The sequence below is a fragment of the Desulfuromonas sp. genome (genome assembly GCA_002869615.1).
In the GTDB taxonomy this organism is placed as follows: Bacteria; Desulfobacterota; Desulfuromonadia; order Desulfuromonadales; family UBA2294; genus BM707.
This window is the reverse complement of sequence record PKUH01000112.1, coordinates 1-14,043: the sequence shown is the minus strand read 5'-3', so window position 1 is coordinate 14,043 and position 14,043 is coordinate 1. Positions and strand designations below refer to the sequence as shown.

The following is a 14,043-nucleotide window of genomic DNA, read 5'->3' as shown; positions in this document are numbered from 1 at the left end:
CATCGCCTTTGCAAAATTTTTCGCGCGGCCACCCGGCGCCATCATCCCGTAGGCCATCGCCTCGCGCAGCTACTCCGCACTGGCCCCCTTCTCCTTCGCGACCGCGAAGTGCTTCTGCAGTCAGTCGGGACAGTGTACCGCCACGGCACAGGCAACGCGGATCAGTTCGCGGGTTTTGATATCGAGCACCTCGCTGTACTCGAAATCGAAAAAACTCTTGCGGATCTTCATACGGTCCTCCTTTGCAATCAATCTGTCTTTGATTCTATCGGAACGGGTGATCGGGTTCAAGCAAGGAAGCGACGATGCATCGTGACCAAATGGAACATGATGCCCTATCAGCCATCCCCGGAGTAGAATTTGACATGGAAAATTTCGTGAATGGCCAAAAGTCTGCTATCTTTTGAGTATGTCTGATTTTGAAAACACTGAAAAACTGAGTCGCAGTGAACTGATCACCACCCTCGCCCACTACTACCGGGCCGAGGCGCAACGCAGCCTCGCCTGGCGCGAACGGCTCGACCGCACCACCAACTGGGCGGTCGGGGCAACCGCCGCCTTTCTCGGCTTCGGCTTCAGCCACCCGGAGATGCCGCACGCCTTTTTCCTGTTCGGCGCCGCCATCCTCTACACCCTGCTGCTGGTCGAGGCGCGCCGCTTCCGCTTTTATGACGCCTACGAGTACCGGGTGCGGCTGCTCCACCAGAACTTCATCTATCATGCCGTGGCCCACGGCACCCTGAGCAGTGACCCCGACTTTTCCGACGACGGGGTCTACTGGCGCTCCGAGCTCGCCTCCGACCTGCGCTATCCGCAATACAAGATGAACATGATCTACGCTCTCGGCCGCCGCATTGCCGCAAATTACATCTACCTTTTCACCATCCTGATGGCCGGCTGGCTGATGAAGATCAAGCTCCATCCGAGCGCCGTCGGCGACTGGCCGACCTATCTTGAGCAGGCGGCGATCGGGAAATTATCCGGCTGGTTCACCTTTGCTTTCATCGCCGCCTTCATGGCGCATCTTCTTGTTCTGCTCATCAGCAGCAAGAAGAAGCGCGGCGGCCGCGATGTCCTGCAAAACTTCAGGGAACCGGAGTCGGATTAGATCAACCAACGGAATAATAATCAGCGACCAGGCAGCTGCTCAGATTTGGATTGCATCCGGGTCCGACAATAGGGTAAAGGTACCTCTCCTTTCCGTCATCTCGGCGGTAAAAAACGATTCGGTCGAAAAATGGAAAACTTTATCCTCATCGCCATATTCGTCGGTCTCGGCATGCTGTTCCGCAGAATCGAGGCCTTCCCCGCGCAGACGGCCCAGGCGCTGAACATGTTCGCCCTCTACGTCGCCCTGCCGGCGGTGATCCTGCTCAAGGTTCCGCAACTCGACTTTACCTCCGAGATGATCGTCCCGGCGCTAATGCCGTGGGCGATGCTTGCCCTGTCGGCCGTGCTGGTTGTGCTGGCCGGCCGCAAGCTCGGCTGGTCGCGCCAGACGGTCGGCGTGCTGCTCCTGATCGTCCCGATCGGCAACACCTCGTTCATGGGCGTGCCGATGGTCAATGCCTTCTTCGGCGAAGCCGGCATCCCCTACCTGATCATCTACGACCAGATCGGGACCATGCTGATCTTCGCAGTTTACGGCTCGATTATCCTCGCCACCTATGGTCGGGAAGGGGAAATCAGGGTTGCCGAGGTCGCGAAACGGGCGCTGCTGTTCCCGCCGACGACGGCTTTGCTGGTCGGCCTCCTCCTGCGCGGCTGGCCCTACCCCGCCCCCCTCGCCACGGGACTGGAGAACCTGGCCGGCATGCTGACCCCGCTGGTGATGACGGCGATCGGCTTCCAGCTCCGCATCCGGCTCAGCAGGAGCGTTCTGCAACCGCTCGGCTACGGCCTGGCAATCAAGCTGGTGGTCGCTCCACTGGCGGCGCTCGCCGCCTGTCGCCTGCTCGGCCTCGAAAATCTCGCCAGCGATATCAGCATCTTTGAAGCCGGCATGCCGCCGATGGTCACCGCCGGCGCCCTCGCCATTGCCGCCGGCCTGCTGCCGGAGCTCGCCGCCGCCCTGGTCAGCCTCGGCATGGCCCTCGCCTTTATCACCCTGCCGCTACTCTACTTTCTGATCTGACTGTCTCTCCGCCTCTAAAAATGCTCTGTGCTATAATATGGACTGTTATTCAATTTATATTTTCAATTGTTGACCGGGAAAGGGTTGAACCATGCGCGTTGAAAGCGATCTGAAAATCGGATTCAAGGATGTCCTGATCCGTCCCAAACGCTCCACCCTGAAAAGCCGGGCGCTGGTCGAGCTGAATCGCACCTACACCTTCCTGCACAGCAAGCGGGAATGGACCGGGGTGCCGGTCATCGCCGCCAACATGGACACCGTCGGCACTTTCGAAGCGGCGGCGGTGCTGGCAGCCCATGACATGGTCTGTGCCATTCACAAGCACTATTCCCTCGAGCAGTGGACCGACTTTCTTGACGGCCGGAACGATTCGATCTACGAGCGGATCATGGTCAGCACCGGCGTCTCCGACGCCGACTTCGACAAGCTCGGGCAGATCATCGGGGCCTTCCCGCAGCTGAACTTCATCTGCATTGACGTCGCCAACGGCTACGCCGAATCGTTCGTCGAGTTCGTTGTCCGCGTCCGCAAAACTTATCCCGACAAGACCATCGTCGCCGGCAACGTCGTCACCGGCGAGATGGTCGAGGAGCTTCTCCTCTCCGGCGCCGACATCGTCAAGGTCGGCATCGGCCCCGGTTCGGTCTGCACCACCCGGGTCAAGACCGGGGTCGGCTACCCGCAACTCTCGGCGGTGATCGAGTGCGCCGACGCGGCCCACGGGCTCGGCGGCCGGATTATCTCGGACGGCGGCTGCAGCTGCGCCGGCGACATCGCCAAGGCCTTTGGCGGCGGCGCCGACTTCGTTATGCTCGGCGGCATGCTGGCCGGGCACGACGAGAGCGGCGGCGAGATCGTCGAGCGCGATGACAAGCAGTACCGGCTCTACTACGGCATGAGCTCGTCAACCGCCATGGAGAAACATGCCGGCGGCGTCGCCGAATACCGCGCTTCGGAAGGGAAGACGGTCGAGGTGCCGTATCGCGGCCCGCTCGAACCGACGGTCCTCGATATCCTCGGCGGCCTGCGCTCAACCTGCACCTATGTCGGCGCCGCGGCGCTCAAGGAGCTGACCAAGCGGACAACCTTTATCCGGGTTATGGAGCAGGAGAACCGGGAGTTTTCCTGAAATTCAGGCCAATCCGAAATAAGCAAAGGGAAGCAGATTATCTGCTTCCCTTTTTCTTCGGGTCAGGCGGGGCGTCTGTTCACACTCGGGTCTGAGGGTCGAAAACCGAAGTCAATGCTTTCCGCCGCTATTGGCGAGTGCGCTCTCGACCGAGCTCAGCAGGGATTCGGTCTTGAGCGGCTTTTCCAGCCAGTCGGCACAGTCGAGCTGTTTCATCCGCTTGCGAACCTTCTGGTCGTTTTCAATGGTCAAGACAATCACCGGGATATCGACACACCCTTCCGACTTGCGGACCTCTTCGACAAAATCAACGCCGCTGAGGTTCGGCATGTTGACCTCGGTAACGATCAGATCAATCGGCTCCTCGGCGATCTTGCGCAGGGCGTCGATGCCATCGATCGCCGCGACCACCGAATAGCCGCTACGGCCGAGCACAAAGGTCACGGTCTGCCGGGTTGAAGCGGAATCATCGACCACAAGAACAGTTTTCGCCATAAGCTGCCTAACCATTCCCGGCCATCTTGACCGCTCCATTAAAAACAACCCCGTCCTCGATGACCACCACCGGCGCTTCAATATCCCCTTCGATAGTCGCCGGCGCCCGCAGTTCTACCCGGGTCTCGGCCTTGATCCGGCCATTGAAACGGCCGCTCATGATCAGCGAACCGACGGCAAAATCGCCCTGCAACTCGGCAGTATTTCCGGTCACCAGTAAACTGTTCGAGGCGATCTCACCGCGAAATGCACCATCGATACGCATGCTTTCAGAAAAGACCATGCGCCCCTCAAATTGACTTCCGGCACCGATAAAAGCGACAATATCGTTTTCGGCCGTATTCGAATCTTTCGCCACCTGGCTCCCTTTCTCCTTGCTTGAAAACATCGGCACCCTTCCTTCTCGTCCAATCCTGAACTTTAAAAACGTCCAGCGGTTGCCGCCGAAACACACTTTGTATTCAGCAACCACCATGCCAAGATAAAAGTCAGCCGGCGGTCCTGCGACAACCCGCCAGCGCAAGCGGTTTTGGTCGATCCGAAAGACCCTTCAACCCGATTGTTTGCCTGTGCCATGCCTGTGTCAGGTCCGGGGTCTGACACACACCCCGGCTGTGACTGGCACACAATGCCTCCCTGCAAAGTCCCATAAATAGCCGAATATACTTGGCATCAAGATTGCTCATAGTTGCACTTGGATAAAATATGGCCCGGATCAGGGATGTTTCTCGCCAAAAGGGATTCGACATGCAAAAACGAAAATGGCTATTGCCTGTACTTCTGAGCTTTTTTATTGCCGGTTCAGTTCTGGCCAATACCGACAGCGCCTTGAAGGTAGAGGAATTTATTTACAAAGGTGAGCACGGCACCGTGACCTTCCTGCACAAAAAGCACTCTGAACGCAATGCCGCGGATTGCGGTTTCTGCCACAGCGCCCTGCGGACCTTCGGCGGCACCGTTGATCAGCTTTACGGCCACAGTATCTGCCTGAAATGTCACGAGGAACGAAACGGACCAACCGAGTGCGGGCAATGCCATGTCGGCATCAAGGAGGATTCGCTCAACCTGCAATCCGACAGGGATCAGTAACGGATTGTTCGGACAAATTCAATCTTGTCAACCAGATGGGGTCAGATCTCAACACCTGACAGGTTAAAACAACTGTTCATACGTCAGAAGTTGAGACCTGACCCTTCTCTTACTGTTCAAACAGATCAAATGCCGGCTCCTCCGGCGGCGCCAGCTCAAGAGGCGGTCGACCGAGATGCTCGAGTTCGGTCAGCGCGACATCGATCTCCTCATCGTTAAGAACATCGCGGACGCCGAGCAGGCCGAGCAGTCGGGCTGCTCGCTGGCGAACCCTTTCCGGGCGCGTCTCAGGGTTGAAGGCGACGCGCGGCCCCGGAAGGATGGCAGCCAGAATCGCTGACTGGGCCGGCGTCAGCAGCTCAACCGGTCGGCCGAAATGATAGCGGGCGCCGTCGCCGACGCCATAGACCAGCGGACCGAGCTCCACGACGTTGAGATATAATTCGAGAATACGGTCCTTGCTCAGAAGCTTTTCCATGCGCACGGCCAGCACCAGTTCGCGCAGTTTGCGCAGAATCGACTTGTCGCGCGACAGGAAAAGATTCTTGGCCAGCTGCTGCGGGATGGTCGAAGCGCCCCGGGCGAGGCGCTTTTGCTTCAGATCATAAATCAGCGCTTCCCTGATCGCCACGAAGTCGACCCCCTTGTGCAGGTAGAAGCTGGCATCTTCGGCGGCGATCACCGCCCACTTGAGCTCGACCGGGACCTTCTCGATCGACGTCCAATAAGGATTTTCCGGGCCGACCTGGAACGGATGGGTCTCCCCCTGCCAGTCGCGCACATCGATGGTGAAGGTGGTATCGCGATTTTTCAGAAAGGCGATATCGGGCAGATCGTGGAACAGCCAGGCGGTAAAAATGGCACCGCCGATCGTCAGGATCAGCAGTAACCAGAGAGTCAATTTGATCAATAACCTGATCTTGCCGGAGATTTTTTTGAAAGGATTCATGACGAGTTTGCCATCGATGTCGACGGAGGAGCTTTTCCCTACGCAGTTCGGGTCAGACGGGTGATCAATTCTTCGTGCGGCGGAAACTCTCGTAATAATAGCGCACGATCGGCCAGCTCGAAATCGGCGAAGTCGAAACCGGGGGCGACCGTACAGCCGACCAGGGCGTAGCTATCGGGTACATCGACGGTCGCCCCGAACCAGCAACTGTGAGGCACCACTGTCTGGTAACTTTCGCCGGATTCCAGGTCGGCGCCGAGCCTGAGCTGTTCATATTGGCCGTCGGGGTGAATAACGTGGATGGTCAAGCCGCTGCCGCTGTAGAAATGCCACTGTTCGTCCGACTTGATGCGATGCAGGGCCGAGAAGGTGTCGGAGGTCAGCAGGAAGTAGATCGAGGTGGCGAAGCTGCGCTCACCGGCAAAACGCTCCGGCAGACCGGCGGCCGGGATGGTTTCAGCAGCGCGCCAGGTTTCCCGGTACCAGCCCCCTTCCGGGTGGGAGATGAGGTTCAGCGATGAGATAATATTGGTGATCATAGTCTTGCTTTTTGAAAAAGGGATTATGTCCCCGGACTCTACCTGTTCAACTTCTGTTGATCAAGCCGAAAGCCGCATAAAGCAATTCGGGGACACATAAGTTATGTGTCCCCGAATTCACTTTAGCTCTTCCCGGGAAATGGGAGTTCCAGCTGCAAGGGAGTCTCAAACGGAATCTCGGTTGTCAGCTGCGAAAGCGTCAATCCAAGCAGCCGGACCGGCCGTTCGTTCACGTCGGTTTTGGTCAACAGCTCTTCGGCCAGCTCGAGCATGACATCGGCCTCGACGATCGGTTCCGGGCCGGTCTGGCTCCGGGTCACGATCTCGAAATCGGAATATTTCACTTTCAGGGTCAGGGTGAGGCCGCTGGTCTCGTGTTTCTGCACCAGGTTCGCAACCTTCCGCGCCAGATCACTCAATATGGTGACCATCTGCCGGACATCGCCGCAATCCTCAGCGAGGGTGGTCTCCTTGCCGATCGACTTACGCACCCGGTTCGGCACCACCGGCCGGTGATCGATGCCGCGGGAGATGTTAAAGAAATACTGCCCCGACTTGCCGAAATCCCGCTGCAGCTCTTCCAGGCTCCGCTGACGCAGATCGGCGCCGGTCAAAATACCGCGCGACTTCATCCGCTGCTCGGTCACCTTGCCGACACCGTGAAACCGGCGAATCGGCAGCGTGTCGATAAACGCCGCAGCCTGTTCCGGAGTCACCACGGTCAGCCCGGCCGGTTTTTTCACATCGGAGGCGATCTTGGCCAGGAATTTATTGTAGGAGACTCCGGCCGAAGCGGTCAGAGAGGTGCGTGCGCGGATCTGCTGCAGGATCTCCCTGGCGACCCAGGTCGCCGAAGCGATCTCTTTCTTGTTGTCGGTGACATCGAGGAAGGCTTCATCGAGGGAGAGCGGTTCGACCAGGTCGGTGTACTCGTGGAACAGCTCCCGGATCTGTAAGGAGACGGCACGGTACGCCTCGAAGCGCGGGCGCACAAAGATCGCCTGCGGGCAGAGCCGGTAGGCCCTGGCTGACGACATCGCCGAATGGATTCCGAACCGTCTCGCCTCGTACGAACAGGTCGCCACCACCCCGCGGGCATCCGGATCGCCGCCGACGATCACCGGCTTGCCGCGCAGCTTCGGATTGTCGCGCTGCTCAATAGCGGCGTAAAAGGCGTCCATGTCGATATGGATGATTTTGCGCAGGTCGGTCATGCCTGGGATTCTACACCAGAGTGGTTATAACCGGAACAGGACAAGTCGTTCAGGGGGGAATTACCGGAAACGATATCTCGCAATGTGCCCGGGTCGAATTAAAGATATGGATTTACGGATCTCTCCCGGGAAGCTGTCAACATATCAACAACGTCCCTTAAATCTTCTCTACAGTTGCAGGGATTAATGCACTCATGGAATCGGTTGAAAAAGCAGGGGTACAGAATAAAAAAGGGGCAGGCTAATATTTAAAGTAGCCTGTCCCCTTTTCCCCCTCCCGGACAGATTAAATACATATACACCATTTCACACACCAACTTTTTGAGTAGTTTACATCTCTTTGAGAATAATGTAAGTTGATGAAAATTATTGTCTTTTAGTCGTAAATAGTTTGTTTTATTTAACCGTTCGCGTTGATCTTCTTCGTTGGGGCAACAGATGAACAACATCAGGTTAACATGAAATATAAGACCCTTCCTCACATTAGCCCCTTACGTTACCCTGGCGGCAAAGCCTGCCTAACAGACTTCATTGATGATTTGGTTTATTTAAATGATCTCCAAGGGTGTCCTTATTTTGAGCCCTATGCTGGCGGTGCAGGAGCGGCCCTTGGACTGCTAATGTCTGGAGCTGTGTCAGAAGTTTTTCTTAACGACGCAGATATCCGCATCTACTCTTTTTGGCAAGCTTTGCTCTCAGAGAGCGAACAATTCATAGACAACATTCAGCAAGTTCATCTTACAATGGAGGAGTGGGCCCGGCAACGCGAAATTTCCAAAAACCCAAACATACACGATCTATTTGAAGTAGGTTTTTCGACCTTTTATATGAACAGATGTAATCGTTCAGGCATCCTATCGGGCGGACCTATTGGTGGATATCAACAAGACGGAAAATGGCGAATTGACGTTAGGTTTAACAGAGACAATCTCTCGGCTAGAATTGAGGCACTCGGTAGGTTAAGAAACTCTATTCACATAAGCAATTTGGATGCTATAGATTTTTTAAAAACAACACTGCCCCGAGGAAGAGGCAGAGATAAAGTATTTGTTTATCTAGACCCACCGTATGTTGTTAAAGCTCGCAAACTTTATTTAAATGTGTATGAAGCAAAGAACCATGCTGATCTAGCTAAATACATGACAAGTCAAAAGACTCTTCCCTGGATGATGTCTTATGACGATTGTGATTTGATTCGTAATCTGTACAGCAAAACCTGCACGGTGCAAAAACTACCGATTCGCTACTCCTTACAAATTAAACGCTCTGCAGAAGAACTTCTTATTACACCAAGCACTATAGATTTGCCCGTAGCATTGAGGGCCCATGAAAAAGAGTACTCTGCCAGGCAAGTAAGCAACGGAGGGACATATGGCAACTGACTCTCGTGATGTAACATATATACAGACAAATGACTTACATTTTGACCATCACAATCCCCGCTTAGCTGAATATGGCATTACCCAAGAAACTAGTGAGGAAGAAATCCTACAGATTCTTTGGGATGCAATGGACGTACGTGAGCTTACTCAATCGATCTCTGCAAGTGGCTTTTTTCCTCATGAAGCTCTCATCGTTACGGAAGAAGAAGGTAAAAATATTGTTATCGAAGGTAACCGTCGCCTTGCAGCTGTACGTATTTTGCTAGACCCTTCGATTGCTGAGCAAAATGAATGGGACGTTGAACCCGTATCCGACGAGGCCAGAAGCGCATTAGAAGCACTTCCAACTCTCATTTCGCCCAGAGAAGAATCTTGGAGATTCTTGGGCTTTAAGCATGTAAATGGGGCCGCAAAATGGTCGAGTTATGCAAAAGCTAAATATATTGGTTATGTCCACAGTCAATATGGAGTTGCACTTGCGGATATCGCCAAACAAATTGGCGATGGCTTTGGCACTGTAAAAAAACTCTACAGAGGACTTATGGTTCTCGAGCAGGCAGAGCGAACTGACACCTATGATTTAGAGAATAGATATAATAAACATCTTTCTTTTTCACATCTCTACACAGGCATTCAATATCAAGGATTCAGAGATTTTTTATCTCTAAAGGATGAAGACGAGGAAAGTGAATCTCCCGTTCCCGAAGATAGACTGGGCAATTTGAAAGAACTTTGCTCATGGCTATATGGTGACAAAAGAGAAAAGAAACCGCCTGTTGTCAAATCCCAAAACCCACACCTTAGACAACTCAATGAGATTCTTTTGAGTCGTGAAGCTACTGCGGTCTTAAGAGACGGTGCAGAGATTGGCGAAGCCTTTGAGTTTACAAGAACGTCTCTGATCATTTTTGAGGAAGCACTACTAAGAGCCAAACGAGAATTGTTACGAGCAAAATCTCATTTAGCGACTGGATATGACAAATCCGAGAGTTTACTCAGAGTCGCTGGGACAGTAGCAACTACAGCTGACTCAATATATTCAGAGATGGAGCAGATGCGTACTCCTGAAAAAAAAGAGCGGCTTACAGAGGAGTAAGGTTTTGTTCAAACTCCCTAAAAAGCCTAGCCCTAAAGCCTCCGTCACTGAACTCGCTGATTTCGTAGAGATTCTCGCTTGGGTAGAACGGTCAGCATCTGCGCAACGAGTAGTTAACTACCTTGGGTTAGTTGATGACCAGATTCTAAACGAAGATGATAGCTACCAAGGGTGTGAAGACCAAGAAGACGAGCACCAGGAATACCTGGAAGATGTCTTTGCTGAGCTCGCTAAGAGAGAAGAAATTTGCAACGAAGCTTATCCATTTGAAATTAATGGAACAGCAGGCACTGTTCTTCACTTAAAGCCCAATGTTTGGGACAACCCGCAACAAACTGCATATTTATATCTGTTAGCTGCTACTAGATTAAATATGAATAAAGACCATAATCTTGAGGATATTGACGGTGCGCTAGAAATGGAGTTTTTAAGCGCACATGCTCTCAAGCAATACCTCGGTGCCGTAAAATCAACTGTCATGGTTTTTGGGACATCCGATAATGCCGGTAGATTTTCAGAACGTGTTGACGAATTAATGGTAATGCTAAAAGAGAAAGGTCGATTCAGAAATATTAACGGAACAGAAGCTCCTATCCATGCTCAAGATGACAAACTAGATGTTATTGGCACAATACCTTTTACTGATGGGAGAGGCGGTCAATTAATCGTCTTTGCCCAATCAAAAACCGGAACGAACTGGAAGTCTCATATTTCTGAACTTCGCCCGGAAGTCTTTGCAAAAAAGTGGATTTCTCATGACTTTCTAATCCCCCCCTTGCGCGCATATTGTATAGCTGAATCAGTAGATGAAATCGAATGGGCTAGCAATTGTGCTGAAGCTGGTCTGCTTTTTGATCGATGCCGCTTAGTTGAGTGTTGTATTGAAGATGATACCAATAAGCTCCCTGAAAACATCAGAGCTTGGACCCAGGCTGCTCAGACCAGAATCAACAGCTATATTTCCGCTTGAAGAACACAAAAAGGGAACAGGCTTCTTTTGTAACTGCAAAAGTGAATTCGTGACTGCTTCAACCTACGAATAAGCCGCCTCCCCTTCCTTCACCTTGAACCCGATCGATTCTTTTTCAGCAACGTCCGGACTCATTAACTGGCGGATGGCCTCGAACACCACCCGGAACTGTTCGTCGTACTTCTGCTCCAATCCCTCTAACTTTTCAGCGAGATCGGCATGCGAGGCCAGGATTTTCCGCAAGCGGACAAACGTTCGCATGATCTCGATATTGACCTGCACCGCCCGCGGACTGTTGAGCACGCTGGAGAGCATGGCAACGCCCTGCTCACTAAACGCATACGGCGGTGTGCGGCGCCCGCCCCACTGATTTGAGGTCGCAAATTGCGACTTCAAGTCTTTAAACTCCTGATTTGTCAGCTGAAACATGAAATCGGCCGGGAACCGGTCAAGGTTCCTTTTGACCTGTTCATTCAGTCTTTTGACGGAAACTCCATAAAGTTCCGCCAGGTCTTCATCGAGAAGCACCTTGTCGCCACGAATCAGGCGGATCGAACGCTCTATCCGTATCAAATCGATTGACATCATCCCCCTCCGAACAAAACAATTCCCTAAACTTGAGGTCACAATTTGTGACTTCAAGATGACAAAATCCTGCAACCACGTGAAAATTTAAAAAATAAAAAACCGCCCTTCGGCACATGACCGTTCGGACGGTTTGATTTACGATTAGTTTTTACGGGTGAAACAGAACCTGTTCATTGCATCCCCCTCCCCAGAACCGGGAACAGCCCACCAAGGGACCGTCTCGATCAAAAAACAACACGGCTCACCATACGTTTCTCAACCCGACCTGTCAACAGAACTCACCCGGGGTCGGATCTCAACATCCAACAGGGTAGAATCAATTCGGGGACACGTACTTTATGTGTCCCCGAACTTACTTTCGCAGCTTCGGATTGTCGCGCTGCTCGATGGCGGCGTAAAAGGCGTCCATGTCGATATGGATGATCTTGCGCAGGTCGGTCATGCCCGGGATTCTACACCAGAGTGGTTAGAACCGAAATAGTGCAGGCAAGAGGATCAACGAAGGGAAAAATCAAAAATAGGATTCGATCCCGAGTTTGTACGTATAGGGATTATACCCCCAGAATTAAAGTTGACGTGTGAATTATCTTATCGCATAGTATTCAATCATATTCACTTGTCGATTTATCTGGCTGAAATTTTGTATTCTTTATTCTAGGGGGGGGAAGAATGTTCTCTATTGTCTGTCCAAACTGTCAGTTCAGCAAAAAATATCCTGCTGAGCGATTACCCGAAAAAGCCGTCAAAGTTAAATGCCCGTCATGCAATCTCGGCTTTATATTCGAACCAGGTTCAACTGAAGCCAAGATCAATAAGCGGAAGGATAACAATCTGCCGCCAGAACACTTGGATAAATCCGCTCGCAATAACACCCATCGAAATAAAAGATTGTTTCTATTCGTCGGACTCCTTCTTGTTCTTATCGGGAGTTATGCGGCTTTTAATTACTCGAATTTTGTCAATGAGTCAGCGCCACCATCTGCGACAAAAGGCCCTGGAAATAACTCAGAAAAAAAGGTCAAAAAAAATATTCCCGAAAAGCCGACTATCGCCGTTGCATCCAAGCTAGGGCAACAGCTTAATCCGTCAGCAATGGCTCCGGTCAACATGTTCAAGGTTTTCTATATCAACACCACGGATCCCAAAATGGTTGTTGCCTCGGCGTATCAGGAATCAGCCAGCGTCAACTACATCCATGATCAGCTGCATGGCATCCCATCCAAGGATTTTGGAGCCTACTGGGTCGGAAATTTTGAATTCAAGGATGAAGTGGAAAGAGAAATATCCGTTGCACAGAGTCACGCCGAGACGAGAATATATATTGATGGTCAGGAGGTTTTCGGCAGCAAAACAAAAAGAAACATCCATTTTAAATTTACAAAAGGTCTACATACGATAGAAGTTGAGTATGCTAACAACTGGCACACAACCGATCTGCTGGTCAACATCCTTCCCGTCGTGCCGATGTCCACGAAACCCGAAGCAATGGTGGCGATAGAGAATGTGAATCGCCAGGAAAAAACAAAATACTGGGTTGCCTCCGTCTATGACAGCGACGAGATGGATCACCAAATCCAATTGAGCCTGAAAGAATCGAAGACTCCGGTCATATTGTTTCTAGCCTCCTACGGCCCGGTCAATTGGAACATTTCCGGTGCAGAAAAAGCCAAGCTAAAAATGGTTCTTTATAGCAGTTATAAAATGGGGAGCAGTATTAAAGTAGGGCCAGCAGTTCCGACATATAAAATAAGCTACAAGAACCTGACCCTTGCCTACACACTGGTTCCGAAATGTAGTGAATCAGGCAATCGGATGCATTGCGAAGGGGAGGAAGACTTCCCGAGATTAATGGGCCAGATAGACCAGCTCACCAACGGCAAGAAGCCTGACGGGTTCACCGGAGTCTATGACGGGGGCTCACTTTCCGTGCCAGAAGTTATTCTCGATCAGGACCGTTATAAAAATATTCAGCAACAGCGTAATGCAATTGAACGTCGCAAAAAGGAACTCGCGAGCCGTTCGATTGATAAAGTATTTAATTAGTATTATGACAACAGAAATAGGGGCTAGATAATTCCGGGAAAGGAAAAAGGGGACAGGCTACTTTCCACCTGCATCTCTAAACAAAAAACCGCCCATCGGCACATGACCGATCGGGCGGTTTGATTGATGATTATCTTTACGGGTGAAACAGAACCGGTTCATTGCATCCCCCCACTGCAGAACCGGGGACAGTCCACGGAGGGACAGTCCCCAAAACAATTCATTCCACCATACGTTCCTCAACCCAACCTGTCAACAATTCGGTCCAGCAGGACGAGTCGGCACTCCGAATCAGCAGACCTGGCCAAAGAAGATCAGGCCGCATCGAAACGGGTTTCATCACTGATTGCCGTCACCCGGGCATCGGCAATATTCCTCCGGATCGCCGCCAGCAGCAGCTTCACTTCCTCAGCTG

At 52.1% G+C, this 14,043-nt stretch carries 16 protein-coding genes; 8 read left to right on the top strand and 8 right to left on the bottom strand.

Translation table 11 applies throughout. The annotated features are described in order from the left end of the window. Positions 1–120: 120 nt before the first annotated feature. Complete coding sequence (locus C0623_14025; GenBank protein ID PLX98051.1) at positions 121–231, bottom strand: hypothetical protein; 111 nt, start codon at positions 229–231, stop codon at positions 121–123. A gap of 178 nt (positions 232–409) precedes the next feature. On the opposite strand from C0623_14025, the gene C0623_14020 reads away from it, so the two are divergent. The 3 genes from C0623_14020 (at position 410) to C0623_14010 (ending at position 3,263) form a co-directional block, all read left to right on the top strand. After that, on the top strand, positions 410–1,108 hold the full coding sequence (locus C0623_14020; protein PLX98050.1) for a permease: 699 nt from the start codon (positions 410–412) through the stop codon (positions 1,106–1,108). 129 nt (positions 1,109–1,237) lie between these two features. Beyond that, complete coding sequence (locus C0623_14015; GenBank protein PLX98049.1) at positions 1,238–2,134, top strand: hypothetical protein; 897 nt, start codon at positions 1,238–1,240, stop codon at positions 2,132–2,134. A 91-nt stretch (positions 2,135–2,225) separates the two neighbouring features. Further along, positions 2,226–3,263: a GMP reductase gene (locus tag C0623_14010; GenBank protein PLX98048.1), complete on the top strand. Its 1,038-nt coding sequence runs from the start codon at positions 2,226–2,228 to the stop codon at positions 3,261–3,263. Positions 3,264–3,374: 111 nt separating this feature from the next. Here C0623_14010 and C0623_14005 read toward each other — a convergent pair whose 3' ends face one another. After that, positions 3,375–3,797, bottom strand: coding sequence for a two-component system response regulator (locus C0623_14005; GenBank protein ID PLX98047.1), 423 nt, complete (start codon positions 3,795–3,797; stop codon positions 3,375–3,377). Further along, positions 3,766–4,146, bottom strand: coding sequence for a hypothetical protein (locus tag C0623_14000; protein ID PLX98052.1), 381 nt, complete (start codon positions 4,144–4,146; stop codon positions 3,766–3,768). Before C0623_14000 ends, C0623_14005 begins: the two co-directional genes overlap by 32 nt. A gap of 317 nt (positions 4,147–4,463) precedes the next feature. Between C0623_14000 and C0623_13995 the strand changes: the two genes are divergently transcribed. Beyond that, positions 4,464–4,847: a hypothetical protein gene (locus tag C0623_13995; GenBank protein PLX98046.1), complete on the top strand. Its 384-nt coding sequence runs from the start codon at positions 4,464–4,466 to the stop codon at positions 4,845–4,847. Between the two features lie 109 nt (positions 4,848–4,956). Here C0623_13995 and C0623_13990 read toward each other — a convergent pair whose 3' ends face one another. The 3 genes from C0623_13990 to C0623_13980 form a co-directional block, all read right to left on the bottom strand. After that, positions 4,957–5,796 carry a transglycosylase gene (locus C0623_13990; GenBank protein ID PLX98045.1) on the bottom strand — a complete coding sequence of 280 codons (840 nt, stop codon included), beginning with the start codon at positions 5,794–5,796 and terminating at the stop codon, positions 4,957–4,959. Between the two features lie 38 nt (positions 5,797–5,834). Then, positions 5,835–6,335 carry a hypothetical protein gene (locus tag C0623_13985; GenBank protein ID PLX98044.1) on the bottom strand — a complete coding sequence of 167 codons (501 nt, stop codon included), beginning with the start codon at positions 6,333–6,335 and terminating at the stop codon, positions 5,835–5,837. A gap of 122 nt (positions 6,336–6,457) precedes the next feature. Then, positions 6,458–7,549 carry a DNA polymerase IV gene (locus C0623_13980; protein ID PLX98043.1) on the bottom strand — a complete coding sequence of 364 codons (1,092 nt, stop codon included), beginning with the start codon at positions 7,547–7,549 and terminating at the stop codon, positions 6,458–6,460. A gap of 458 nt (positions 7,550–8,007) precedes the next feature. Between C0623_13980 and C0623_13975 the strand changes: the two genes are divergently transcribed. The 3 genes from C0623_13975 to C0623_13965 are packed head-to-tail and all read left to right on the top strand — an operon-like array spanning position 8,008 to position 10,997. Then, entirely contained in the window at positions 8,008–8,931 is a 924-nt protein-coding gene (locus C0623_13975; protein ID PLX98042.1) for an adenine methyltransferase, read from the top strand. Next, complete coding sequence (locus C0623_13970) at positions 8,921–10,027, top strand: hypothetical protein (protein ID PLX98041.1); 1,107 nt, start codon at positions 8,921–8,923, stop codon at positions 10,025–10,027. Before C0623_13975 ends, C0623_13970 begins: the two co-directional genes overlap by 11 nt. A 4-nt stretch (positions 10,028–10,031) precedes the next feature. Further along, positions 10,032–10,997, top strand: coding sequence for a hypothetical protein (locus C0623_13965; protein ID PLX98040.1), 966 nt, complete (start codon positions 10,032–10,034; stop codon positions 10,995–10,997). Positions 10,998–11,060: 63 nt separating this feature from the next. Here C0623_13965 and C0623_13960 read toward each other — a convergent pair whose 3' ends face one another. Further along, complete coding sequence (locus C0623_13960) at positions 11,061–11,582, bottom strand: DNA-binding protein (protein ID PLX98039.1); 522 nt, start codon at positions 11,580–11,582, stop codon at positions 11,061–11,063. Positions 11,583–12,254: 672 nt separating this feature from the next. Here C0623_13960 and C0623_13955 point away from each other — a divergent pair. Beyond that, the gene (locus C0623_13955; GenBank protein ID PLX98038.1) at positions 12,255–13,628 is read left to right on the top strand and encodes a hypothetical protein; all 1,374 of its coding nucleotides are present in this window, start codon (positions 12,255–12,257) and stop codon (positions 13,626–13,628) included. Positions 13,629–13,942: 314 nt separating this feature from the next. On the opposite strand, the gene C0623_13950 is transcribed toward C0623_13955, so the two are convergent. Further along, positions 13,943–14,043 (bottom strand): DNA-binding protein (locus tag C0623_13950; protein ID PLX98037.1); only part of this gene is annotated, 101 nt, incomplete at its 5' end.